At 68.1% G+C, this 24,072-nt stretch carries 26 protein-coding genes and 1 pseudogene; 14 read left to right on the top strand and 13 right to left on the bottom strand.

Translation table 11 applies throughout. The features are described 5' to 3' along the window. Positions 1-11: 11 nt before the first annotated feature. The 4 genes from AC1Z3W_RS13120 to AC1Z3W_RS13105 all read left to right on the top strand — a co-directional run bounded on the left by AC1Z3W_RS13120 (position 12) and on the right by AC1Z3W_RS13105 (position 4,106). Complete coding sequence (locus AC1Z3W_RS13120) at positions 12-872, top strand: MurR/RpiR family transcriptional regulator (protein WP_057929439.1); 861 nt, start codon at positions 12-14, stop codon at positions 870-872. Between the two features lie 450 nt (positions 873-1,322). Beyond that, positions 1,323-2,183 (top strand): isocitrate lyase/PEP mutase family protein, encoded by an 861-nt coding sequence (locus AC1Z3W_RS13115; protein WP_483507721.1) that lies wholly within the window; start codon positions 1,323-1,325, stop codon positions 2,181-2,183. Positions 2,184-2,519: 336 nt separating this feature from the next. Further along, positions 2,520-2,786 carry a YodC family protein gene (locus tag AC1Z3W_RS13110; RefSeq protein WP_057929437.1) on the top strand — a complete coding sequence of 89 codons (267 nt, stop codon included), beginning with the start codon at positions 2,520-2,522 and terminating at the stop codon, positions 2,784-2,786. A gap of 138 nt (positions 2,787-2,924) precedes the next feature. Beyond that, positions 2,925-4,106 (top strand): cytochrome P450, encoded by a 1,182-nt coding sequence (locus AC1Z3W_RS13105; protein WP_483507720.1) that lies wholly within the window; start codon positions 2,925-2,927, stop codon positions 4,104-4,106. Between the two features lie 15 nt (positions 4,107-4,121). Here the strand turns inward: AC1Z3W_RS13105 and AC1Z3W_RS13100 are convergent, their stop codons facing one another. After that, complete coding sequence (locus AC1Z3W_RS13100; protein WP_057929435.1) at positions 4,122-4,448, bottom strand: superinfection immunity protein; 327 nt, start codon at positions 4,446-4,448, stop codon at positions 4,122-4,124. Positions 4,449-4,538: 90 nt separating this feature from the next. Continuing rightward, positions 4,539-4,958: a rhodanese-like domain-containing protein gene (locus tag AC1Z3W_RS13095; protein ID WP_124834691.1), complete on the bottom strand. Its 420-nt coding sequence runs from the start codon at positions 4,956-4,958 to the stop codon at positions 4,539-4,541. Positions 4,959-5,069: 111 nt separating this feature from the next. Between AC1Z3W_RS13095 and ftrA the strand changes: the two genes are divergently transcribed. Further along, a complete protein-coding gene (gene ftrA, locus AC1Z3W_RS13090) occupies positions 5,070-6,044 on the top strand; it encodes a transcriptional regulator FtrA (protein WP_483507719.1) in 975 nt (324 codons plus the stop codon). 180 nt (positions 6,045-6,224) lie between these two features. Continuing rightward, the gene (locus AC1Z3W_RS13085; RefSeq protein ID WP_483507718.1) at positions 6,225-6,953 is read left to right on the top strand and encodes a hypothetical protein; all 729 of its coding nucleotides are present in this window, start codon (positions 6,225-6,227) and stop codon (positions 6,951-6,953) included. 69 nt (positions 6,954-7,022) lie between these two features. On the opposite strand, the pseudogene AC1Z3W_RS13080 reads toward AC1Z3W_RS13085, so the two are convergent. After that, positions 7,023-7,226: pseudogene (locus AC1Z3W_RS13080) on the bottom strand (Orn/Lys/Arg family decarboxylase); the annotation flags it as partial. 146 nt (positions 7,227-7,372) lie between these two features. Here AC1Z3W_RS13080 and AC1Z3W_RS13075 point away from each other — a divergent pair. From AC1Z3W_RS13075 to AC1Z3W_RS13060, 4 genes are all read left to right on the top strand, one after another. After that, positions 7,373-8,827 carry a M20 family metallopeptidase gene (locus AC1Z3W_RS13075; RefSeq protein ID WP_483507717.1) on the top strand — a complete coding sequence of 485 codons (1,455 nt, stop codon included), beginning with the start codon at positions 7,373-7,375 and terminating at the stop codon, positions 8,825-8,827. Between the two features lie 50 nt (positions 8,828-8,877). Further along, positions 8,878-9,987: a malate/lactate/ureidoglycolate dehydrogenase gene (locus AC1Z3W_RS13070; protein ID WP_483507716.1), complete on the top strand. Its 1,110-nt coding sequence runs from the start codon at positions 8,878-8,880 to the stop codon at positions 9,985-9,987. Then, positions 9,984-10,391 carry a TfoX/Sxy family protein gene (locus AC1Z3W_RS13065; RefSeq protein ID WP_124834688.1) on the top strand — a complete coding sequence of 136 codons (408 nt, stop codon included), beginning with the start codon at positions 9,984-9,986 and terminating at the stop codon, positions 10,389-10,391. The genes AC1Z3W_RS13070 and AC1Z3W_RS13065 overlap by 4 nt, the downstream gene beginning before the upstream one ends. Before the next feature lie 243 nt (positions 10,392-10,634). Continuing rightward, positions 10,635-11,213, top strand: a complete 579-nt coding sequence (locus tag AC1Z3W_RS13060; protein WP_483507715.1) for an NnrU family protein — start codon at positions 10,635-10,637, stop codon at positions 11,211-11,213. Positions 11,214-11,381: 168 nt separating this feature from the next. On the opposite strand, the gene AC1Z3W_RS13055 is transcribed toward AC1Z3W_RS13060, so the two are convergent. The 5 genes from AC1Z3W_RS13055 to AC1Z3W_RS13035 all read right to left on the bottom strand — a co-directional run bounded on the left by AC1Z3W_RS13055 (position 11,382) and on the right by AC1Z3W_RS13035 (position 14,437). Then, complete coding sequence (locus AC1Z3W_RS13055) at positions 11,382-12,119, bottom strand: sulfite exporter TauE/SafE family protein (protein ID WP_057929428.1); 738 nt, start codon at positions 12,117-12,119, stop codon at positions 11,382-11,384. A 251-nt stretch (positions 12,120-12,370) separates the two neighbouring features. Beyond that, positions 12,371-12,949, bottom strand: a complete 579-nt coding sequence (locus tag AC1Z3W_RS13050; RefSeq protein ID WP_124834686.1) for a DUF488 domain-containing protein — start codon at positions 12,947-12,949, stop codon at positions 12,371-12,373. Continuing rightward, the gene (locus AC1Z3W_RS13045; protein ID WP_057929426.1) at positions 12,946-13,173 is read right to left on the bottom strand and encodes a hypervirulence associated TUDOR domain-containing protein; all 228 of its coding nucleotides are present in this window, start codon (positions 13,171-13,173) and stop codon (positions 12,946-12,948) included. Before AC1Z3W_RS13045 ends, AC1Z3W_RS13050 begins: the two co-directional genes overlap by 4 nt. Before the next feature lie 174 nt (positions 13,174-13,347). Next, on the bottom strand, positions 13,348-13,596 hold the full coding sequence (locus AC1Z3W_RS13040; protein ID WP_260428340.1) for a XapX domain-containing protein: 249 nt from the start codon (positions 13,594-13,596) through the stop codon (positions 13,348-13,350). A 184-nt stretch (positions 13,597-13,780) separates the two neighbouring features. Next, complete coding sequence (locus AC1Z3W_RS13035; RefSeq protein WP_057929425.1) at positions 13,781-14,437, bottom strand: hydrolase; 657 nt, start codon at positions 14,435-14,437, stop codon at positions 13,781-13,783. Here AC1Z3W_RS13035 and AC1Z3W_RS13030 point away from each other — a divergent pair. Then, positions 14,360-14,608, top strand: a complete 249-nt coding sequence (locus AC1Z3W_RS13030) for a hypothetical protein (protein WP_185734554.1) — start codon at positions 14,360-14,362, stop codon at positions 14,606-14,608. The two genes, AC1Z3W_RS13035 and AC1Z3W_RS13030, sit on opposite strands and share 78 nt — an antisense overlap. A 62-nt stretch (positions 14,609-14,670) precedes the next feature. Here the strand turns inward: AC1Z3W_RS13030 and AC1Z3W_RS13025 are convergent, their stop codons facing one another. Further along, positions 14,671-15,810, bottom strand: a complete 1,140-nt coding sequence (locus AC1Z3W_RS13025; RefSeq protein ID WP_221624181.1) for a LysR family transcriptional regulator — start codon at positions 15,808-15,810, stop codon at positions 14,671-14,673. 207 nt (positions 15,811-16,017) lie between these two features. Here AC1Z3W_RS13025 and AC1Z3W_RS13020 point away from each other — a divergent pair, with 207 nt between their 5' ends. From AC1Z3W_RS13020 to AC1Z3W_RS13010, 3 genes are all read left to right on the top strand, one after another. Next, entirely contained in the window at positions 16,018-17,307 is a 1,290-nt protein-coding gene (locus AC1Z3W_RS13020) for an NAD(P)/FAD-dependent oxidoreductase (protein WP_057929424.1), read from the top strand. A gap of 16 nt (positions 17,308-17,323) precedes the next feature. Then, positions 17,324-17,881 (top strand): helix-turn-helix domain-containing protein, encoded by a 558-nt coding sequence (locus tag AC1Z3W_RS13015; protein ID WP_124501348.1) that lies wholly within the window; start codon positions 17,324-17,326, stop codon positions 17,879-17,881. Between the two features lie 147 nt (positions 17,882-18,028). Continuing rightward, entirely contained in the window at positions 18,029-19,375 is a 1,347-nt protein-coding gene (locus AC1Z3W_RS13010; protein WP_124834684.1) for a glutamine synthetase family protein, read from the top strand. Between the two features lie 128 nt (positions 19,376-19,503). Here AC1Z3W_RS13010 and AC1Z3W_RS13005 read toward each other — a convergent pair whose 3' ends face one another. The 4 genes from AC1Z3W_RS13005 to AC1Z3W_RS12990 form a co-directional block, all read right to left on the bottom strand. Beyond that, positions 19,504-19,893: a lysozyme inhibitor LprI family protein gene (locus AC1Z3W_RS13005; protein ID WP_057929421.1), complete on the bottom strand. Its 390-nt coding sequence runs from the start codon at positions 19,891-19,893 to the stop codon at positions 19,504-19,506. A gap of 51 nt (positions 19,894-19,944) precedes the next feature. Next, the gene (locus AC1Z3W_RS13000; protein ID WP_057929420.1) at positions 19,945-20,706 is read right to left on the bottom strand and encodes an N-acetylmuramoyl-L-alanine amidase family protein; all 762 of its coding nucleotides are present in this window, start codon (positions 20,704-20,706) and stop codon (positions 19,945-19,947) included. A gap of 148 nt (positions 20,707-20,854) precedes the next feature. Next, positions 20,855-22,474 (bottom strand): FAD-dependent oxidoreductase, encoded by a 1,620-nt coding sequence (locus AC1Z3W_RS12995; RefSeq protein WP_057929419.1) that lies wholly within the window; start codon positions 22,472-22,474, stop codon positions 20,855-20,857. After that, positions 22,474-23,988, bottom strand: coding sequence for a polyamine aminopropyltransferase (locus tag AC1Z3W_RS12990; RefSeq protein WP_057929418.1), 1,515 nt, complete (start codon positions 23,986-23,988; stop codon positions 22,474-22,476). Before AC1Z3W_RS12990 ends, AC1Z3W_RS12995 begins: the two co-directional genes overlap by 1 nt. Positions 23,989-24,072: the final 84 nt, after the last annotated feature.

Raw genomic sequence — 24,072 nt, 5'->3', positions numbered from 1 at the left:
TTCCCACCAAGATGGCTGCCAATTTCGATGAACTCGCGTCCCGGATCCGGGCGCAATTTTCCGAACTGAGCCCGCAATTCCAGGCGGGCGCTGCATTTCTGCTCGATCATCCCGACGAGGTCGCCACCTCGTCGATGCGCAAGGTCGCGCAGCGCGCGCAGGTCCAGCCCGCATCGCTCGTGCGGCTCGCGCAGCAATTCGGTTTCCCCGGCTGGAACGAGTTGCGCGACCTGTGCGTCGCGCGCGTGCGCGCGCGTCCCGAGCCGCTCACGCAGCGTGCGCGTTCGCTCGTGAAGCCCGACGCTAAGGCGTCGCTCTCGCATGACCTGCTTGCCGCGCAGCAGCACAATCTCGCCGCGACCGCCGCACAGAACGAGCACACGCTCGCGGATGCCGCGAAGCTGATCCGCAAGGCATCGCACGTGCATGTCGCGGGGTTCCGGTCGTGCTATCCGGTCGCGTTCGGTTTCGTGTACGGCTACCGGCTGTTCCGGCCGACCGTGTCGCTGCTCAACGGCGTCGCCGGCTCGCTCGAGATGGAGCTGCGCACGATCGCGAAGCAGAGCGTGACCGTGATCATCAGTTTCGCGCCGTATTCGGCGGAGGCGACGCGCGTCGCGCAAGCGGCGAAAGCGCAGGGCAGCAAGATCGTCGCAATCACCGACAGCGCGGTGTCGCCGATCGCGCTGCATGCGGACGCACAGCTGATCTTCACGCACGACAGCCCGTCGTTCTTTCCGTCGCTGGTCGCCGCGCATGCGATGGCCGAAGCGCTGGTCGCGCAGTTGCTCGCGCTCGAAGGCAGCGATGCGATTGCGGCGCTCGAGCGCACGGAAGCGGAGTTGCATGCGAAGGGGGCGTATGTCGTGTAGCGGGCATGCGGTTGTCAGAGCGCGTGGCGCGATACGTTCGACTGCCAAGCGCGGTGGTTCCATGAGAAGCGCGGTTATATCCGCTTCGGGGAACTGCCGGATTGTCCGGCCAGGCATGCACGCATTTTCCTGACGAAGAAGCTTGGTTCCTGAGCGGCGGCGCGCCGCACCGGGCCACGCCGCACTACGCTGCACCGCACCGCACCGCACCGCACCGCACCGCACCGCACCGCACCGCACCGTGCCGTGCCGTGCCGCACCGTGCCGCACCGTGCCACGCCGGACCACGCCGGACCACGCCGGACCACGCCGGACCACGCAGCACGCACCGCAGCACCGCAGCACCGCACACGCGAGGGCCTGGCATCCACATCGACATTTCACCGCACCGCGAACCGTCGCGGTGCCGCGCGCGCGTATGCTGGCGTCTCCAGTCCCGAGGAGACACCGATGTCCGATTCCGACGCGCAGTTCCGCCACGCCGAAGCCTTCCGCGCGCTGCACGCGCGCTCCGGCGCCTTCACCATCCCGAACCCGTGGGACGCCGGTTCCGCCCGGCTGCTCGCGATGGCCGGCTTCGAATCGCTTGCCACCACGAGCGCCGGTTTCGCGTATTCGAGAGGGCGGCCCGACAACGCGATCGGCCGTGACGAAATGCTCGGCCACATCGCCGAGATCGTCGCCGCGGGCGGCCTGCCGGTCAGCGCCGATCTCGAGAACGGCTTCGGCGACGCACCCGACACGGTTGCCGAGACGATCCGCCTCGCGGCCGGCGCCGGCGCGGTGGGCGGCTCGATCGAGGATGCGACCGGCCGTGCCGATGCGCCGATCTATCCGCACGACGCTGCGGTCGAGCGCATCGCGGCGGCGGTCGACGCGGCGCGCGCGCTGCCGTTTCCGTTCACGCTGACCGCGCGCTGCGAAAACTACCTGCACGGCCGCCGCGACCTCGCCGATACGATCGCGCGGCTGGTCGCGTACCGCGACGCGGGCGCCGACGTGCTGTACGCGCCGGGCCTGACCGATGCCGACGACATCGCAGCGGTCACCCGCGCGGTCGGCGCGCCGGTCAACGTCGTGATGGGGCTGCAAGGCGGGTTGTTGAGCCTCGATGCGCTTGCGGCGCTCGGCGTGAAGCGCGTCAGCGTCGGCGGTGCACTGGCGCGGGCCGCGCTCGGCGCGTTCCTGCGCGCCGCGACGGAAATGGCGCGCGACGGCACGTTCACGTTCGCGCAAGCGGCGGTGTCGGGGCGCGACCTCGATCGCTGGTTTGCGGCGCCGGACAATTCGCGCGTTTCGTTTGCACAATGACCGCTAATAAAACATGGGAACGTTTCCAGCCGAAAACTGATTGACAGTAATCAATCGAAAGCGCCGTCCATTTAAAGTCCGACGACGGCGAGAATTGCATCGTTTATTCTCCGCATTCCGGCTTTTCGACCGGAACCGGCGCGCAAGCCGCGTCGGTTCCGGCGATCGATCATCAGCCAGATGCACCGGTCCTGCCTATGGTTGCGATTCCTCGACCGAATCCTTTCCGTTTCAAGGAGTTGCCGATTATTTTTCGAATTGGTAATCTTCGGCACCGTCAAAACGACCGTGTCGGCGGGCCGCAAAAAAATGAATATATAAAATATCGAGAGAGCGATGACGATCCGAGACAATCACCGCAGTGGCTTTCGCGTCGGCGATGTCGTGACGCTGAAAACCGGCGGGCCGCGCATGACCGTCACCTATGCCGGGCCGGTCGTGTTCGACGATGCCGACTGGCTGATCTGCCAGTGGTTCGACGACAGCGGCCACTTCCGACAGGAAATGTTTCATCACGAGACGGTGGTGCTCGAGCCGCGCGCGATTTCCGCCGGGCGCGCCCGCGTGCGCATGCAGGCGCACCGCTACCGGTCGGCGGCCTGACGCCGCCTTCGCTACGGCGCGGCGCCGCTTGCCGCCCGTATGTTGCCATGCAGCAGCGGTGCCGGCACCACCGCAATATCCACGACATTTCACGTCAGCCCGAAACATGCGGCGGCCCGGCACACCGATACTGGACGCATGAACCCGACCGATCCGATTGCCGCGGTCACGCACCGCGATCCCTATCCCTACTACGCGACGCTCGTCGACGGGCCGCCGCTCGCGTTCGACGCCACGCTCGGCCTGTGGGTCGCGAGCCGGGCCGCGAGCGTGACGGCGGTGCTTGGCCATCCGGCGTGCCGTGTCAGGCCGCTCGATATGCCGGTGCCGCCCGCGTTGCGCGGCACGACCGCAGGCGCGCTGTTCGGCGAACTGGTGCGCATGAACGATGGCGCACTGCGGCACGACGTGCCGAAGCAGGCGCTGCGCGCGGCGTTCGCGCCGATCGACGCCCACGTGTTGCGCGAACGTGCCGCACAGCTCGCCGGCAGCCGGCTGCGCGCGTTGCATGACGCCGATGCGTTGAACGCGTGGTGTCTGACCGTGCCCGTTTGCGCGGTCGCCGATCTGCTCGGTTTCGACGCTGCGCAGCTCGACGGCATCGCCGCGCTGGTCGTCGACTTCGTCGCGGCGCTGTCGCCGCTGTCCGACGGCGCGGCGCTGGCCCGCGCAAGCGAAGCCGCGCGGCAACTGCTCGAGCGGATGACGGAGCGCGTTGCGCATACACGTGCGCAGGACGGCTCATGGGTTGCGGCGATTCAGCAGGCGGCCGGCGCCGCGGGCTGGCACGCGAGCGGTGCGCTGGTCGCGAATCTCGTCGGCTTGTTGTCGCAGACGTGCGAGGCCACGGCGGCGTGGCTCGGCAATGTGCTGGTCGCATGGGACGGTGCGACGGCCGCCGGCGCAGGCGGCGAGTGCGCGATGCCGGATGCCGCCGTGCTCGATGCTTTCGTCGCCGAGGTTGGCCGATTCGATTCGCCGGTACAGAACACGCGCCGCTTCGTCGCATCGCGCACGACGATCGAAGGCGTGACCGTCGATGCCGGTGCGGTCATCCTGGTCGTGCTGGCGGCCGCGAATCGGGATCCGGCCGTGCATCGCGAGCCGCATCGGCTGCTGCCGGATCGCGCGCCGGGGCCGAACTTCGGCTTCGGCACGGGGCCGCACGCGTGCCCGGGCGAGCGGATCGCGCGGGCAGTGACGGCGGGGGCGTTCGGGGCATGGTTGCACGCGGGCGGTAACGCGCCGCGCGACAGGCTGGTGTGGGACTACCGGGCCTCGACCAACGTCAGGATGCCGAAGTTCGGCGTGGCGAGGTAAGCGGAAAAGCGGGACTTAACGGCAACCTTGCTTCTCGGCCCATTGCTCCTGGGCGGCGACGCGGCGCTGCACGCGTTCGACGAGACCGGTGGAGAAGGTCCGCATGCTGATGCCGCGGCGCTTCGCGAGGATGGTTTGCGCGACGTCGGTTTGCGGGTTCGGCTGGCATGCCCAGTACAGCGTCATCAGCCAGCCGATGCCCGTCCATGCGAACAGGGCGTTGAACATCGCGATCATCAGCTTGTCGTGCCGGCCGCGCCGGTCGGCGATGACGGCCGGGAGAAAATAGAGCGCGATCGCTGCGACCGAACCGGCCACCTGAATCAGGACTGCGTGTTGCATGTTGCTGCTCCGTCCGAACTGCAATGAGACCGATTGTCGCGCTTTTTCCGTTTGTGTGCTGGCAATTGATTGTTGCGTTTTTAATGACGATCAGTGCGCGGCGGCGGCCTCCAGCTGCGCATCGTTGCTCAGCACGAAACCTTCGTCGAGCCAGCCGGTAACGCCGCCGATCATCAGCTTCACCGGGCGGCCGAGCCGCGCGAGCCGGATCGCCGCGCGCGCGGCGCCGTTGCAATGCGGACCCGCGCAGTACACGACGAACAGCGTGTCGGCCGGATGGTCGGCGAGCTTGCCGGCGACGATCTTGCGGTGCGGCAGGTTGCGCGCGCCGGGCACGTGGCCGGCGGCAAACTGTTCCGGACTCCGGACGTCGAGCAGCACGAAATCGGGCGCGCCGGACGCGAACGCGTCATGCACGTCCCAGCAGTCGGTCTCGAAGCGCAGCGACGCTTCGAAGTGGGCGAGGGCGGCGGCGCTGTCGGCGGCGGGGACGTCGGTTACGTATGACATGAAAGGCGCTCCTGAAGGACGGCGCGGAATGCGCCGGAATGAAGGGCAGTATCGCGGTTCGCCGGCTTTTCCGGCAGTGGCGCGATCGACAAGTTCCGGTAACATCACGCCATGCATAATCATCTCGTCGTCGCGCTCGCCTACGATCGCCTCTGCACCTTCGAATTCGGCTGCGTGGTCGAACTGTTCGCGCTCGAACGCCCGGAACTCGGCGTCGACTGGTATCGCTTCGCGGTCTGCGCGAGCGAGCCGGGGCCCGTGCGCGCGGCCGGCGGCATCACGGTCGCCGCGCCGTACCGGCTCGCGATGCTCGATCGCGCGGACACCATCGTGATCCCCGGCTGGCGCGATCCGGACGAACTGCCGCCGGAGCCGTTGCTGAAGAGGCTGCGTGCCGCGCATCGCCGCGGCGCGCGGCTCTGTTCGATCTGCTCGGGCGTGTTCGTGCTCGCGGCGGCCGGCGTGCTCGACGGGTTGACCGTGACGACGCACTGGCGTTATGCCGAGCGCCTGCAGGCGCGCTATCCGGCGCTGCGCGTGAATCCCGACGCGCTGTACGTCGACGAAGGGCAGATCGTCACGTCGGCCGGCTCGGCCGCGGGGCTCGACATGCTGTTGCATCTCGTGCGCCGCGATCATGGCGGCGCGATCGCGAACCGCGTCGCGCAACGTCTCGTGCTGCCGCCGCATCGCGACGGCGGCCAGGCGCAGTTCGTGCCGCGCCCGGTCGCACCGGGCGGCAGCGACCGACTCGCGAAGCTGATCGACTGGATGCGCGCGCATGCGGCCGAGCCGCACACGCTCGCGTCGCTGGCCGCGCAGGCCGCGATGAGCACGCGCACGCTGCAGCGCCAGTTCGCGGATGCAACGGGCATGTCGCCGCTCGCGTGGCTGATCCGCGAGCGCGTGAACGTCGCGAAGGACATGCTCGAAACGCATCCCGCGCTGTCGCTCGCGCAGATTGCCGTGCGCTCGGGGTTCGGTTCCGAGGAGTCGCTGCGCCGCCATTTCCGGCGTGTCGCGGCGACGAGCCCCGCCGCGTACCGGCGCGGGATGGATCGCGGCGTCCGGCCTCCGCACGCGTAAGCGTCGCGTCTTCCCCTGCATCGGCGGCGCCCGGCCGTCGGTCATTTCTTGTCGACTTCAAGCGCGCGTAAGATGGCGGTCGCCGTGCGGCGACCCGATCCACGCATGCCGCCCATCCCGCGCGCCGCGGCGGGAAGCCGCCATTGATCCCTCACAACGACAAGGACAAGGACAATCACCATGGGCCTGCTGGGAAAGCTGTTCGGAAAGAAACCGCGCGACGAAGCCGCGTCGCCCGTACCTTCGACCGGTGCGCCAGACGCTCCGGAAGCATCCGACGCGGCCGGGCAGGATGGCCCCGACATCGCGCCCGAACTCGCACCCGCGCTGAAGGCATTCCAGGCCGGCCGGCACGAGACCGCGATCGCGGCCGCCGCGCCGCATGCAGAGCGGCTGGCCGATGCGACGCGTCTGTGCGCGCTGTCGTACTCGGCGATGAAGCGTTACCCGGAAGCGTTTCCGTACTGGCTCGCGTTGTTCCAGCACGAGCCGAGCGCGCACAACGCGGTGCAGCTCGCGACGACTTCCGTGATGTGCGACGAAGTGGAACGCGGCGAAGCGTGGATGCAGAAGGCCGCCGAGGTCAATCACGACACGCGCGAGCAGTCGGATGTCGCCGCGCGCGTGAACTTCATCTCGGCGCTGATGCAAAGCGGCCACCTGCGCGAGTCGCTGCCGCATCTCGCATGGGTGCGCGACGTGTATGGCCACGTGCGCATCACCGATTCGACGTTCCTCTACATGCGCGGCATTCCGTTCTTTTCCGCATTCCTCGAGAACAGTCTCGAGATCCTGAAGGCCATGCAGCCGGCCGATGCGATCGCGCCGTGGTACGGCGAGCTGAAGGGCAAGCTCGACGAGGAAGGCGAAGCGCTGCTTGCCGCGTGGGTTGGTCAGCTGCCGGCGTAACCGGCAGGTCCTCATGCATCGCGCCGCCGGCCGCGTGTTGCCGGCGCGGCGTCGCGACGCGCATGCTCGGCGCGTGTCGGTATCGTGCGCGGTTTCCTTGATGCACGCGATCCGGTACACGCCGTCCTCGACTTCGACGCCGTGCGTGTCGTGCGTGAAGCTGGGGAAGCGCAGGTCGTACTGCTCGAGCGCCTCCAGGTAGCCGAGCAGCGGGCCGTCGGCCGGCCCCGCGTTTTCTCCGGGCATCAGCAGCGGGATGCCGGGCGGATAGGGTGATGAATCCGCTGCGCGGCAGCGCGTTCGAGCAATAGGGAAAACGGGCCCGAAACCGACCCTGAAAACGGCGCGGAAAGGGCCCCGGGCCGGGGCCATCGGCGTATCATCCGGTTTTTCGTCAGCCCTATCCAGGCACCCCCACCATGACCTCCGTCGACACTACCCCCGTCCTCGACCATGACAAGCTCGTGACCTTCGTCGAGCGCAAGTGGAACGATGAAATCCTCCACGCACTGACCGACTACATCGCGATCCCCGCGAAGAGTCCCGCATTCGACCCCGACTGGGCGAAGCGCGGGTATCTCGAACGGGTCGTGACCGATGCCGCGCAGTGGGCCGAACGCCAGCCGGTGAAAGGCCTGAAGCTCGAGATCGTGCGTCTGCCCGGCCGTACGCCGGTGATCTTCTTCGAAACCCCCGCGACGCGCTCGGGCAGCACCGACACGATCCTGCTGTACGGCCACCTCGACAAGCAGCCCGAATTCGACGGCTGGCGCGCGGACCTCGGCCCGTGGACGCCGAAGTTCGAGAACGGCAAGCTGTACGGCCGTGGCGGCGCGGACGACGGCTACGCGATCTACGCCAGCCTCGCGGCGCTCGGCGCGCTCGACGAGCAGGGCATCGAGCGGCCGCGCTGTGTCGGCCTGATCGAGACCTGCGAGGAATCGGGCAGCTACGACCTGCTGCCGTACGTCGACGCGCTGCGCGACCGGCTCGGCCAGGTGTCGCTCGTCGTGTGCCTCGACTCGGGCGCCGGCAACTACGACCAGATGTGGCTCACCACGTCGCTGCGCGGGCTCGTGTCCGGCGACCTGCAGGTCGAGGTGCTCGAAGAGGGCCTGCATTCGGGCGTGTACGGCGGCATCGCGCCGTCGAGCTTCCGCGTGATGCGCCAGTTGTTCGAACGCCTGGAAGATGCGAAGAACGGCAACCTGCTGCCGGGCGTGTTCCATTGCGAGATTCCGGACAGCCGCGTGCGCGAAGCCGATGCCGCCGCCGCGATTCTCGGCGACACCGTGTGGAAGGGGCTGCCGTGGGCATGCGGGATGGACGGCAAGCCGGTGCTGCCGACCACGACCGATCCGCGCGAGGCGCTGCTGAATTCGACGTGGCGTCCGTCGCTGTCGGTGACGGGTGCGGCCGGCTTGCCGGCGCTCGCCGATGCGGGCAACGTGCTGCGTCCGCGCACCGCGTTCAAGCTGTCGCTGCGCCTGCCGCCGCTCGTCGACGCCGCGCAGGCCGTGCAGCAACTGAAGGAACTGCTCGAACTCGATCCGCCGTACAACGCGAAGGTCACGTTCAAGCCGGACGCGGGCGCCGCGACCGGCTGGAGCGCGCCGGATCTCGCGCCGTGGCTCGCGTCGTCGCTCGACGCCGCGTCGCGCCGGCACTTCGGCGCGGACTGCGCGTACATGGGCCTCGGCGGCACGATTCCGCTGATGAACGTGCTGCAGGCCGGTTTCCCGTCCGCGCAGTTCATGGTGTGCGGCGTGCTCGGGCCGAAGTCGAATGCGCACGGCCCGAACGAGTTCCTGCACGTGCCGTACGCGAAGAAGCTCACCGCGGCGGTAGCGGACGTGATCGCGTCCGCGCGCTGAGCGCCGTTGCTGCCCATCCCACCTCGACCCGACCTGACGGAGCCTTGCCGATGACCGCGCTGCCGACACCCGATACCGAACCGCTGCGCATGCGCGCCGAACCGCTGCACGCGTTCGTCGCGGCACTCTGGGAGCGGGCCGGCAGCAGCGAGCGTGAGGCGCGGCTCGTCGCCGATCACCTGGTCGGCGCGAATCTCGCGGGTCACGATTCGCACGGGATCGGGATGATCCCGAACTACGTCGCATCGTGGCGGGAAGGGCAGTTGCAGTTGAACGGGCACGCGTCGATCGTCCGCGACGGCGGCGCGGTGCTCACCGTCGATGGCGGGCGCGGTTTCGGCCAGGTGATCGCGTTCGAGGCGATGGTCGAAGGCATCGAGCGCGCACGCCGCATGGGCATCTGCGCGATCGGGCTGCGCGACGTGCATCACCTCGGCCGCATCGGGCACTGGGCTGAGCAGTGCGCGCGTTCGGGGCTCGTGTCGTTTCACTTCGTCAATGTGCCGGGCGACCTGCTGGTCGCGCCGCTGCACGGCACCGATCCGCGCTTCGGCACGAATCCGTTTTGCGCCGCGTATCCGCGCGCGGGCCAGCCGCCGCTGCTGCTCGACTTCGCGACGAGCGCGATCGCATACGGCAAGACGCGTGTCGCCCATAACCAGGGCAAGCGCGTGCCGGCCGGGTCGCTGATCGATCATCGCGGCCAGCCGACCGACGATCCGGCCGTCATGCACGAGCAGCCGTTCGGCTCGCTGCTGCCGTTCGGGCTGCACAAGGGCTATGCACTGGCCGCGATGTGCGAGATCTTCGGCGGCGCGCTGGTTGGCGGCCATACGACGTACGGCGACACGCTGCAGAAGACGAGTGCGATCGTGAACGGGATGCTGTCGGTGCTGATCGACCCGAACGCGTTCGATGCGGCCGATGGGCAGCGCGAGGCCGATGCGTTCGTCGCGTGGGCGAAGGCGTCGCCGCAGGCGGGCGATGCGCCGGTGCGGATGCCCGGCGAGCCGGAGGAGGCGAGTCGCGCCGCGCGCGGCGCGGACGGCATCCCGGTCGATCGCGCGACGTGGCGGCAGATTCGCGAAAGCGCGGCGGCCGTCGGCTTCGACGACGCGGAACTCGACGTGTGGACGCAGCGCTGCACGGAGCCCGCATGAGCTGGCAATCCGAGAAGGCGCACGGCGAGGAGATCGCGTACCAGCTCGCGCCGCTCGGCAAGGCGGAAGTCGTGCGGTTCTTCAGCGGCGCCGCGATGCGGCTCGACGGCGTGATGTTCGGCTTCATGTCGCGCGGGTCGCTGTTCCTGCGCGTCGACGACGTGAACCGTCCGGCGTTCGTCGCGGCGGGGATGGGCCCGTTCTCGTACGAGCGTCCCACGCGCACCGTTGCGCTCGAGGGCTATTACGAAACGCCGGCCGACGTGCTCGAGGACGCGGGCGCGCTGTTCGACTGGTGTCGCGGCGCGTATCGCGCGGCGTTGCTGGCCGGGGCGCCGAAGCGCAAGGCACGGCCGAAGTCGAAGCCGGCGCCGAAACCGGAGGCGACGCGCAAGCGCACGTAGCGTCGAGCGTACGACGGCGCTTTTCCCGTCCTTTCTTTCGATCCACGCTGGATGCGCGCAAGCGCCGGGCTTGACGCACCGCATATTCCGCCTGCTTCACAACGGCGGCCCCGGCGTTTATGATCGGCGCGATTGCGTCCGTGCCCGGCGCAACCCGAGCCGGTCTCGCTGCCGGCCTCGCGAACGGCGCATCGAAAGCCGCGCGAATGATTCCCCACTCATCGTTCCAGACGGAGATAGCCGATGCTCGTCCTGATTCTCGGTTTAGCGATCTTCCTCGGTGTGCACTCGATCCGGATCGTCGCGGACGGCTGGCGATCCGCGACCGTCGAGCGGATCGGCGAGAAGCGCTGGAAGGGCCCCTATGCGATCGCGTCGATCGTCGGCTTCGTGCTGATCATCTGGGGTTACGGGATCGCGCGCCAGGGCGGGGCGCTGCTGTGGGTGTCGCCCGCCGGCGTGCGGCACCTCACCGGCATGCTGACCGCGATCGCATTCGTGCTGATCGCCGCGTCCTACGTGCCGCGCAACCGCATCAAGACGCTCGTCGGCCATCCGATGGTGGCCGGCGTGATGGTGTGGGCCATCGCGCACCTGCTCGCGAACGGCTCGCTGCATGCGGTCGTGCTGTTCGGCGCATTCTTCGTGTGGTCGCTGGTCGATTTCGTCGTGTGGCGCGCGCGCGACCGCCGCGACGGCGTCCGCTATCCGGCCGGCAGGCTGTCGGGCGATGCCGTGACGATCGTGGCCGGGCTCGTCGTGTGGGCCGTCTTCGCGCTGTTCCTGCACGGGCCGCTGATCGGCGTGCGGCCGTTCGGTTGAACGTGCTCGCCTGCAAGGATTGACGAGCGGGGCGCCCAGCCCGTCCCTGGCGGTCGCGACATCGAGGCGGGCGCATTACCGCCATCGCTCACCGCATGGACGCCTGCCCATCGATTGCGCGTGCGTCGCGGCCGACGGCGTGCGTGCCGTGCGCGCGATCGGCGCGCGTCAGATCGGCTTGACGAACAGCCCGACGGTCAGCGCGGTGCCGATGCAGACGATCGCGATCCGCAGCACGCGCTCGTTCACGCGGTGCAGCGCCCACGCGCCGAGCAGGCCGCCGACGACCGCGCCGCCGCCAAGTGCGATGGCCGCCTGCCAGTGCAGGTGCGGCGAGCTCAGGAACAGCACGACCGCCGACGCGTTCATCACGCCCGCGAGTGCATTTTTGGTCGACATCGCGTGACGCGGCGACAGGCCGGCCATCGTCAGCGCGGCCATCATCAGGAACCCGATGCCGCCGCCGAAGTAGCCGCCGTAGATCGCGATCAGGAACTGCGCGATCGCGGCCGTGACGGGGCCGAGATGCTGTGTGCCCGCGCCGGGCTTGCGGAAGAAGCTGCCCCACGCGAACACGACCGTCGCGAACAGCACGAGCCACGGCACGAGGTGCGAGAAGATCGACGACGGCGTTTTCAGCAGCAGCAGCCCGCCGAGTGCGCCGCCGACCACGCTGATCGCGAACAGCGCGCGAAACGGCAGCTTGCCCGCGCCGCGCACCATGTTCCGGCTTGCCCAGCCCGTCGTGACCTGGCCGGGGAACAGCGCGACCGTCGACGTGATGTTCGCCGCGAGCGGCGACATCCCCGATACGATCAGCGCGGGCAGCGTGACGAACGAGCCGCCGCCCGCGAGGGCGTTCTGCAGGCCGGCCCAGAGGCCGGCGAGGATGATGAGAGCGAGCATCGGTGCGGGGGTGCTGAGGTGGTAGGCTCGCATGCCGGGGGCCGGCACGCGCGGTGGTCGCTCGATGGTAATGCAGGATGGCCGACGCGCAAATCGGGGCAAGCGCGGGGCGTCGGATGTGCGGGGCCAGGGGCCGAAGGGGCGGGCGGCGCGGCTTGTCGCGTCAGGTCTCGTCACGTCACGCCGCCATGGCGTCATGCCGTCATGGCGTTATTTCGCCAACGTGCGTGGGGCGCGCATCGGATGCCGCGTCACGCGTCCGGTCGAGCGGCGGGTTCTTCCTTTGCCGCATCGCCTTCGACGTCCGGATAGACGATCGTGCCGTCCGCCCGGATCACCGCGCCGGCCGTGAGGCGCGCGGGCTCCACGCGGTTCTTGCCCATGATGTGCAGCACCGTTTCGCCGCGCGCGATCAGGTAGTCGGACACGATGCGCCGGTGACAGCGCCACCACACGGCTTCCGAGCACATGATCGCACAGCGTTGCGCGTGCCCTTGCGCGATCAGCTGGTCGAGGCCCGCTCGAAACTCGGGCGACAGTGCGTAGTCGGCGTAGCGATGGAAGCTGCTGTTCGTCCAGAAATCGTTGACCTCGTCGGGCACGCCGCGCGACTTGCCGCGCAGGCCGCCGAGCGCCGCGATGTGTTCGTACGCGATATCGACGGCGGCGAGTGCGTCGGGGAGCGTCGCTTCGTTAAACTGCGGATTCGTGCGCGAGCGCGTCATCTTCCGGATATCGGCGAGCAGCGCGACATCGACCGCATCGAGCATCTCGACGAATTCGTCGAGCGTGCGGTTCGAATGGCCGATCGTGTAGAACGGGAGTGTCACGCGTCGTCCTTGCCGTCGATGCGTTCGAGCACGCGGCCGCGATGCGCGGCGATGTGGTCGGTGCGATCGCTCTTGATCTCGTATTGCGGATCGTCGGGCGATGCGCGGTGGCGATGCCCCTTGTAGTCGAAATCCTGTGTGTGGATCGCGATGATCGTGCCGGTCACGTACCCGGCTTCGGAATTCCAGCGGACGTGGTCGCCCAGTCTGAATGGCTGCGTCATGCGGAAGCCTCCTTGCGTCAATGCCGCGTACGCTTGCCGTCGTGGCGCGGGTTGCCCGCACCGCGACGGCAAGGCATGCAAGCACTCATTATCCGCCCGGACCGGGTTCGAGAAAAGACACAGATGGCGGCACGACCCGGTGCGCCAGCAATCGATGGGCCTGCGCTCGCGGTGTCATCGCCGCGTGTGCCCACCTTCCCTGATTGATTCGTGATCCTGCGTTTTTGACGCGCCGTTCGCGGGGGAAGTGGAGGACACGGTGGCGGCTGGAGAAACATGAACGTGCTGCTTCACATACGGCAGGGCCTGTTCGCCGACGAGGATACCGAGCAGGCCGACGAGGGTGATCGCGGGCGGCGCCGGCGAGCGTATGCCGAGCAGTGAATAGATGAGGCCAACCAGGAGGCCGGCGCCTGGCGACAAGAGATAGGTTTCATGCGGTGCGTGCCGCGGTGTTCCGCGTCGGGCGAGGCGCTGGACGGTTTGAAGGACCGAACCGCGACCGATCGCGCCGCGCCTCGGGCAACGGAGGGCCGGCGCATCGCGCCCGCATGGGGCGCGACCGGCATGAATCCGGGCGTCTTCGCTTCGTGGAATCGCTTCGGTATCAGTGCGACTCGTGCGCGCCGAACATCGTTTTCGCGTACTGGATGCCGACACCGAACGCGCCGCCGAGCTTCATCGCGATGCCCGTCGTGAGGTCATAGGTTTCGGTGCGGGCCCAGTCGCGCTGCAGTTCGAGCAGGTAGGTCAGCGCCGTGATCGGGCGGGCGCCAGCCTGGATCATTCGCTCGATCGCGCGTTCGTGCGCTTCGGACGTGCAGTCGCCGCAGGCATCGGTGACCACGTAGACTTCGAAACCCTGCTCGAGCGCCGACAGCACGGGGCCGTTGACGCATACCGAAGTCCACAGGCCGGCGATGACCAGGCGGGTCTTGCCGGTGGCGTTGACGCGCGCGACGAGATGCTCGTCTTCCCAGCCGTTGGACGTCGTGCGGTCGGTGATTTCCGCATCGGGAAAGACTTCGGTGATCTCGTCGAACAGCGGGCCGGCGAAGCTGTCGCGCGAGATCGTCGAGATGATCGTCGGCACCTTGAAGCCCTTTGCGGCGCGCGCCAGGATGCCCGCGTTGGCGCGCAGGCTGGTGATGTCGATCGACTTCGTGTTGAACGCCATTTGAGACTGGTGATCGACCAGAAGCAATGCGTGATCGTGCGGGCTGAGGAGGGAACTGGCGGGTTTTGCAATCGCTTTGACGCTCATGACGCATTCCTGGTGAGGATGACGGAGATGGCCGGACCATGGCACATGGTTGGTCTGAAGGCCGACGGCGGCGAAATGACTTCGCGTCGTCGGCATACCGAAACTCTAGCAGCGGCCATTCGCGAGGAGGAACGCATCGGCGCGGAATCATTTCCGCATTTTTGCGGATGACGGCACGATCGCCGTGCAACGGCAACCGGTCACGCGTCGTGTCGAGTGAGCGTCGCCGTCCGCTATCGATCGCTGTCCGGCGTATGGCAGAAGCGCGGGCCGTGGCCTTCGATGAGGTCGCGATGCTCGGCGATCGCTTCGGCGCAATGCCGCATGAACGCGAGAACCCGTTCGGATCTGCGGATATCCGGATGAGTCAGCACCCATAGCTCGTCGGAAACCGAAGGCTCGACGGGGCTGATGCGGACGAGCTTCTCCGAGACGTCGCCGTGCATGCACGGCAGGAACCCGATCCCGATTCCCGCGGCGATGGCCGCCGCGACGCCTGCCACGGAATCGCTCCGGTAGACGATGTTTTCCCGCCGGACATGATCGTCGACGAACCGGAACGCGCGGAGCCCCGACAGGCCTTCTCCGTACGAGATCCAGTGTCGCCGGTAGAGTGCGTCGACGTCGAGCGTCGAGCCGACGTAGTCGATCCTGCGCCCGTAGATGGCCCATGCGACGTTCGCGATCTTGCGGCCGGCGAGGTTCTCGGGCGGCGCGATGGTGGCCCGAAATGCGATGTCGGAATCGCCGCGCGCGAGATTCAACGACCTGTTGCCGACGATCACATCGACGTGCACGCCCGGATTGCGCACCCGGAAATCGGCGATGACGGGGGTCAGGAAGTCCAGCAGCAACGCATCGCTGGTGGTGATCCGCAACTCGCCTTCATGACCCTGCGCGCGCCCCGACACGCGGAGCGCGACGCCGACGATCTCTTTCTCCATGCGCTCGGCCAGCGCGATCACACTGGCGCCCGAAGCCGTCGGCAGGTAACCGCCCCTGCGGCGATCGAACAGCACCGAATCCAGCGTCCGCTCGACGGCGGCCAGCCGACGCGACAGGGTCGAGTGGTTCAAGCCGAGTGAGTTCGCCGCGGCGACGAGGGTGCCGTTTTCGCCGATGGCCTTGACGATGCGCAGGTCGTCCCATGAAAGGGCGCGCAGAAAATCGCTCATGATGTTCCTTGGATGCTGTGAGCGAGCGAGCGAGCCGGCGGTGCGGGGCGTGGTGTTGCGCGGGTCGTTTCCCGTGCCCGGATGCACGCGGGTCTCGCTCGGCGCGGTAGTGTAGAGCAAGATGAGCGAACCAGTGAGGCTCGTCGTCGACGATGTCGGTGGCAATCCGACATCGCTTCCGACGATTTCGTAGCGCATTGACGCACCGGCATTCAGAAGATCAGGAATCCGATTTGAGAGGCGATGGGCCGGAAGTTGGCGCATCGCAACATGAGACGTTCGACGCGCGCACATCGAATATTTCATTTTCCTGACGAATCGACGCGCGATCCTCTACTTGCTCGCGTGAAATTGCCGTGCTAATTTTTCATGAAATTGATTGGCGAAAATTTCACGGGAGCCCGCATGTTCGTGCAGTCCGACCGTCACGTCGCAAGCTACTACGCCGGCACCTACCCGGCGCCGATCCCGCCGCGCCTGGAACTGGATGAACGCATCGATGCCGATGTGCTGGTCGTCGGCGCGGGCTTCAGCGGGTTGCACACGGCGTTGCGCCTCGCGCTCGCGGGCAAGCGCGTGGTCGTGCTCGAAGCGAGCCGCGTCGCGTGGGCTGCATCTGGCCGCAACGGCGGACAGGCGCTGCTCGGCTGGTCGTGCGACATGCAGCCGCTCGAGGATTCGCTCGGCCGCGACGGCGCGCGCGTGCTGTGGGACAGCATGCGCTGGGCCGCGGCCGAAGTGCGCGAACTGCCTGCACGTCATGGCTTCGACATCGACTACCGACCCGGCAGCCTGTGGGCCGCGGTGCGGCCGCGCCGCGTCGCGATGCTCGCGCAGGCCCGCGACGAAGCGGCGCAGCGCTGGGGCTATGACCGGCTGCGCGTGATCGGGCAGGACGAGATGCCGGAATGGATCGGCAGCGCGCGCTATCTCGCCGCGCTCTACGATCCCGAGGCTGGCCATCTGAATCCGCTGAAGCTCGCGCTCGGTCTCGCGCAGACGATCGAGCGGGCCGGCGGCCGCATCTTCGAACAGAGCCGCGTGCTCGACTGCCGCGAGACGGCCGGTGGCCATATCGCTCGCACCGCGCACGGCGAAGTGCGCGCGGACGTGCTCGTGCTCGCGTGCAACGCGTACGTCGACCGGCTCGATCCGGATCTGTCGCGCCGGCTGCTGCCGGTCGGCACCTACCAGGTCGCGAGCGCGCCGCTTGCGCCGGACGTCGCGCGTTCGCTGCTGCCGCGCAACAGCTGCGTGATCGACAACCAGTTCGTGCCCGACTACTTCCGCCTGAGCCCCGACAACCGCCTGCTGTTCGGCGGCGGCTGCACGTATCTCGGCGGCATACCTGCCGACATCGCGGCGGCGACGCGCCCGCACCTCGAACGGGTGTTCCCGCAACTGAGCGGCGTGCCGCTCGACTATGCATGGGGCGGCCACATCGACATCAGCATGCGACGCACGCCGGACATCGGCCGCCGCGGCCAGCGCTTCTGGCTGCAGGGCTTCTCGGGACACGGCGTGCTGCCGACGCTCGCCGGTGCGCGTGCGATCGCCGATGCCGTGCTCGGCGACGACCGCCTGCTCGCGCAGTACCAGCGCATCCGCAATCCGCGCTTTCCCGGCGGCGACCGCCTGGCCGCGCCGCTGGAGGCGATCGGCAAGGCCTGGTACCGTTTGCGCGATACCGTCTGACACACCGGAATCCATCATGAACGAACAGGAAGAGATAGAAAGTCTGGCGATCCTGATCCGCGATCTGCGCAAGCATCGCAAGGTCACGCTCAACGATCTCGCGGAACGGATCGGTCGCTCGGTCGGCTTTCTGTCGCAGGTCGAACGCGGGCTGTCGCGCCCGACGGTCGCCGACCTGACCGCGATCGGCGAGGCGCTCGGCGTGCCGACCACGTATTTCTACAGCCTGAGCAAGCCGCGCAGCGTGCCGTGGGTCACGCGGCCCGACGAGCGGCGCACCGTGTATTACGCGGCCGGCATCACGGACATCCTCGTGTCGCCGAACATGCGTTCGCGCTTCTCGATCCTCGAGAGCCATCTCGCGCCCGGCGCGAGCAGCGGCGAGCGCTCCGTCGACGACAGCGACGAGCAGGGCGGCTTCGTGCTCGAAGGCGAGCTGACGATCTGGATCGACGGCGATGACACGCCCGTCACGCTCGGCCCGAACGACGCGTTCCAGTTGCCCGCGCACCAGCGGTTTCGTTACGCGAACCTGGGCGATGCGCCGACGCGCGTGATCTGGGTGTTCACCTGAGTTGTCGGCGGGGCGGCCTGACGGGCCGTCGCGCCGTGTTGCCGGTTTGCAGTAGTGATCGACATCGGGCATGTGACGTGCCGCATGCCGATGAGTCCGGTTCGCCGCGACGCGGCACCGCCATACAAGACATGGAAAGGATGAGACATGGCTGACGTCGTTCCCGTGCTGGTCGATGAGGTCCGCGCATTCCGGCAGGCGCATCCCGAGATCCGCTATGTCGACCTGATCTGTCTCGACCTGCCGGGCCACTTCTACGGCAAGCGCTATCCGATCGATGCGCTCGAGAAGGTCGCGTCCGGCTCGCTGCTGAAGCTGCCGCAGAATTGCGTGCTGCTCGGCACGCAGGGCGGCCTCTACAAGATCGGCGATTACTGTTTCAACGACGGCGACCCCGACGCGCCGCGTCGCCTGATTCCCGGCACGCTGAAGCCGGTGCGCTGGGAGTGGCAACCGCTCGCGCAGATGCTGATCAGCTCCGACGGCACCGATGCGCCGATCGAGTTCGAGCCGCGCGAGGTGCTTGCGCGCGTGCTGCGCCGGTTCGCGGCGCGCGGCATCCGGCCGGTCGTCGCGTTCGAGCTCGAGTTCTACCTGTTCGCCGCGCAGCTCGCGGACGGGATGCCGCAGTATCCGCGCGACCGCCTGAGCGACGACCGCGATGATCAGCCGAACATGCACATCGAACGGTTGTCACGGTTTTCCGACGTGCTGCACGAGATGGTCGAGGCCGCGTGCGAGCAGGGAGTGGACGCGACGGTGATCACGGCCGAGCTCGGGCCCGGCCAGTTCGAGATCAATTTCGGCCATACCGACGATGCGCTGCGTGCGGCCGACTGGTCGGCACTGTTCTGCCGCAGCACGCGCGGCGTCGCGTTGCAGCACGGCTATCGCGCGAGCTTCATGGGCAAGCCGTACCTGCATGCGCCGGGCAGCGGGATGCACGTGCACGTGAGCCTGTACGACGACGCGGGCCGCAACCTGCTCGCCGCGGACGGGCAGCGGCCGCTGCGGCATGCGGTGGCCGGCTGCCTCGCGCTGCTGCCGCACTGCATGCCGGTGTTCGCGCCGAATCACAACGCGTTTCGCCGCTACGGATCGATGGTGAACGCGGCGAGCCGCGCAAGCTGGGGCTTCGAGGATCGCGACGCATGCATCCGGATTCCGGAATCGGATGCGCGCAATCTGCGCATCGAGCATCGGCTCGCGAGCGCGGACGCGAACCCGTACCTGGTGCTCGCGGCGATCCTGACCGGGATGGAGCACGGGCTCGATGCGCGGATCGAGCCGATCGCGCCGCTCAACGACGATCGCGGCAGCGGGATCGATTTTCCGAAGGAGATGCTGTCGGCCGTCGCGGCGATGCAGGATCACGCGGCGGTACGTGAAGGGCTCGGCAGTGAGTTTGTGATGGTGTATTGCGAGAACAAGCGGCAGGAGGAGCTGGATTTTCGCAACGAGATCGGCGCGCGGGAGTATCGGTGGTTTCTGTGATGGTGCGGCACCGGGAGGGCTATTCGCGATGCGTCGCGCGGTTCGTCCGTGCCTTTCCGGACCCATGTATTGCATCACGGAAGGTGCCGCGCCGCGAGGCGACTCACGGTACGGCACCCGAACAGCGCTTACTCGCCGAGCTTCGCCGTCACGCACCCCGTGCTCGAGCATTCGCGCTCGCGTTCGCGCAGGAACGACAGGCGCGATTGCGTCGCGTCGATCGCGCACTGGAGGTTCACGAGATAGCCGTCGTCGCGCGTTTCGCTGCAGCGGTCGTCGCGCTGCTTCATCCACGCAAGCTGGCCCGTCTTCAGTTTCGCCTGCTGGTCGCCGCTCAGTTGCTTGCGCACGCGGCCGTACTCGTCGTTCAGTTCGCGGTCGAGCTGCGAGAACTCGTTGCTGCTGCAGTACACCTGATCGAACGCGCTGCGCGGCTTCCCGCAACCGGCCGCCTGCGCGGCGAACGGAACGGCAAGCGCGAGCAGTGCGCAGGATGCGAGCAGATTCTTCTTCTTCATGGTAGTGCTCCTCACTGGGTGAAAACCGTTTGAACCGACCGGCGCCAGCCTTTACCTGGCCGCCGTACACGCATCGATCCCGCCCGCGATCGCGGTAGCGAGACGCTGGATCGTCTCGCGCTGCGCGAGACGCTTTTCCTCGTCGGGATTGACGATCACGCCGGCCTCGACCAGCACGGCCGGAATCGGCGCGGTGCGCAGCACGACGAGATCGTCGAAGCGATGGATGCCGAGCTGCGGATCGATCAGCGGGCGGTTCTCGCCCTTGATCGGCTGCGCGTGATACAGCGACGGCCGTTCGCCGGCCGCGACCAGCCGCTCGGCGATCGACTTCGCGCAACGCAGGCTTTCCGCGTAGTGCGGATTGCGCTCCGACACGAACACGGCGAAACCGCGGAATTCGCGTTGCCGGCCCGCGTCGATGAACTGCTGCTGCATCGAATCGTGATGGATCGACACGAACAGGTTCGCGTCGGGCGCTTGCGTCGAACGCTGGTCGAGCGTGATTTCGCGGCCGTCGGCCGCCGTGCGCAGCACGCGATCGCCATGCGCGACGAGCCGCTCGGAGACGGCCGTGGACAGGTCGAGGTTGTACCGGTATTCGACGCGGCCGCTCGCGCCGGTTGCACCAGGATGGGCCGGCGTATGGCCGGTGTCGACGACGATGTAGCGGCCGGAGGCGGGCGGCGCGTCGGGGCTTGCGGCATCGGCCGCATGCAGCGCCAGTGGCGTGCCCAGCAGCGGAGCGCACGCGAGCAGGCGCGCGGCGGCGCGCGCGAACGGGCGAAGGCGTCGAACGGTTCGGTGTGTCATTGTTGTTGTCGAGGAGGGCATACGGCGCCGCGAATGGCGCGGCACCGCCGGCCTGCTCAATGCAGTCGGAATGTCGCGCGATTATAGCGGTTGCCGGCGGCGCCGCAATGACGGAATGCACGCCGCCGCATGCGCCGCAAACCGGCGCTCAGGCGAGCACGCGTCGCGCCGCGAGCATGCCCCAGTACGACGCTTCCTCGAACAGCGACAGCCCGGACAGGTCCGCATGCGCGAACACGACGGGGCCGTCGGCCTCGCGCAACGCGAGCAGCCCCGGCCGGCTCAGGAAGCCGACGTCGGGCGTTGCCATCGCATGACCGCGCACGGTGATCTCGAGCGCGCTCGCATGCTTCCACAGCTCGCGTCCGTACACGGCCTGCAGGTCGATTGCCGCCTGCTCGCGCAGCGCATCGGGCTTCGCCTGCGCGAGCCAGCGACGCGTGTCGTCCGGCGCGCGTGTGCTCAATGCCTGGTACGCGGAGAACACGGAGCGCGTCGGTGGCGACATCCGGATCAGCTGGTGCGTCGACACGACATAGCCGAGCCCCGCGCCGTCATAGACGACGTTGTCCCATGCGAGCGGCACGCCGGCTTGCTCGGCCGGCATCCCGTCGAGCAGGAAGTTGGATACGAGCCACGGTGCGCGCGGCGGCAGGTCGCGCGCGGGATCGAAACCGTACGCGTAAAGCTGCGCAAACACGCGCGCCGCGACGAACAGCGGCATCGCGCTGACGACGCGCCGCGCCTTCAGCGTGAAGGTCGACAGCGTACCGTCGCTGGCGATGCGCGCGCACAGCACGTCCACACCGCCCGCGCGTTCGGTCGCGCGAACGGCGAAGCCATCCCGCGACCATGCGTTCGAACCGGTGCGCGCGGTGATCGAATCGCTCAGCTTCGTCACCATCGCATGCAGCCCGTCGGGCCAGGTCAGCACCGCGCCGTCGCTCGCATTGCGCGCATGGCCGCCGCGCGACGAGAAATAGTGCAGGCCGGCCCACGCGGACACATGCTCGTAGCCCGCGCCGTAGTCGTCGCGGCAGCAGTAGTTCAGGTACCAGTGCAGCGCGGTCGCGGTGTAACCCTCGTCGAGCAGCCACTGCTTGAACGAGCGCCGGTCGAGTGCGCGCCAGTGCGGGTCGCGCGACGATTCCGCGATCGGGATGCAGAACACCTTGCGGCCGTCCGCGCCGCGCGCGGTGCGCAGACCGTCCGTGTACGCGAAGAAGCGCGTTTGCTGCGCGAGCGCGTCGGTATCGAGGCCGGTCGCCGGCACGATGCCGTCCTGCCACTCGCCGCGGATGAACAGCCGTTCGTCGGGCGCATGCACGAGCACGCGCTCGTCGTACACGGGTTGCACGGAGAACGGCGCCGACTCGATCACGCCGAGATCGGCGAGCATGTCGCGCAGGTGCGCGGATTCGAGCGACGGCAGCGGCAGGTAGTGCGCGCCCTTCGGATAGCCGAGCCCGCCGAAGCGGCCGCCGGCCGCATTGCCGCCGAATTCGGGGCCCGCGAGCACGGTGAAGTGCTTGTGGCCCGCGCGCGCGAGTTGCCACGCGCACGACAGACCGGCGGCCCCCGCGCCGAGGATCGCGACGTCGGTTTCGATCGTGCCGGACGGTGGCGGCAGCGCCGCGTGGTCGCGCAGCGCATGGCCTTCGCGCATGCCGGGGTAGCCGACGCGCGGCGTCGTCTCGATCCAGCCGGTGCGGCCGCACGCGGCGAGCGACGCGGCCGCGGACGTGACGAGGAACGTGCGGCGATCCATCAGCGCAGCACGTGCTTCCAGTCGTCGTCGAAGCGGCGCACGAGCGGCTGGTCGTTGAGTTCGTTCGGCGACATCGGCAGCGCCGGCATGTCGGCCGGGAAGTGGAACATCTCGGCGGCCGTCTGCACGTCGAGCCAGCGCGTCGGCACCGAGTAATGCGTCGGCACGGTGAAGTCGCGGCGCTTGCCGGCGATCACGAACCCCCAGTCGCCGAACGACGGCACGTAGCAGTGGTACGGCCACGTGTTGAGCCCGGCTTCGTGCAGCGTCGCGATGATGGTCCAGTACGCGTGCGGCGCGAAATACGGCGACGTCGACTGGATCACCGCATAGCCGTTCTCCGACAGGTGGCGCGCGAGCAGCCGGAACACCGGCACCGAATACAGCCGGCCGAGCCCGAAGTTGGTCGGATCGGGGAAGTCGACGACGATCGCGTCGTACACGTCGGCGTTCGATTCGAGCCAGCGCACCGCGTCGGCGTTGATCACGTGCACGCGCGGGTCCTTCAGAGAGCCCTGGTTCAGCTTCACGAGCGGTGCCGAGGTCGAGAACAGCTTCGTCATCGCGGGGTCGAGATCGATGAGCGTGATCTGTTCGAGGTTGCGGTGCTTGAGCAGCTCGCGCACCGCGAGGCCGTCGCCGCCGCCGAGCACGAGCACGCGCTTCGCCCACGGCAGCGCCTCGATCGTCGGATGGATCAGCGCCTCGTGATAGCGATGCTCGTCGCGCGACGAGAACTGCAGGTTACCGTTCAGGTACAGCCGCATGTCGTCGTGCCACTGCGTGAGCACGATGCGCTGGTATGGCGTCGTTTCCGAATAGATCGTCTCGTCGCCGTACACGCCGTGCTCGGCCCAGTGCGTGATGCGGTCCGACAGCGCGAAGCCGGCGACGAGCAGCCCGATCACGAGCGACGCGCGCATCAGCTTGCCGCGCACGTTGCGGATCTCGTCGCGGAACAGGTGCGTGGTCCACAGCGCGACGAAGGCGTTCAGGAGCCCGAACAGGAAGCTCGTGCGCAGCAGGCCGAGACGCGGCGCGAGCACCAGCGGGAAGATCAGCGACACGGCAAGCGAGCCGAGATAGTCGAAGGTCAGCACCTCGCTGACGGTATGGCGGAACGCCTGGCGGCGCTGCTGGAACGCGCGCATCACGAGCGGGATTTCCATCCCGATCAGCAGGCCGAGTGCGAGCACGAGCGCGTAGAGCGCCGCACGGAACGGCGCGGCGAGCCACGCGAACACCGCGAACAGCAGCGCGGCCGACACGCCGCCGAGCAGGCCGACGAGCAGCTCGATGTCGACGAAGCGGTCGAGCACGTCGTCGTCCTCGACGAACTTCGCGAGCCACGAGCCGATCCCCATCGCGAACAGGTAGCAGCCGATCACCGACGAGAACTGCAGGATCGAATCGCCGAGCAGGTAGCTCGACAGTGCGCTGCTGATCAGTTCGTAGCCGAGCCCGCACGACGCGAGCACGAGGATCGACAGGACGAGCGCGCGCTTATGCAGCATGGCGCGTCCGTTGTGCAGTGTTCGGCAATGTGGATATACTGGCGCGGATTTTCGAGCGGCGGCCCTGCGTGGGCCGACCGGCGA

The sequence above is a fragment of the Burkholderia sp. 10_S31 genome (assembly GCF_056930375.1).
The sequence above is the reverse complement of the archived record's forward strand: the minus strand, read 5'-3'. Positions and strand labels throughout refer to the sequence as shown.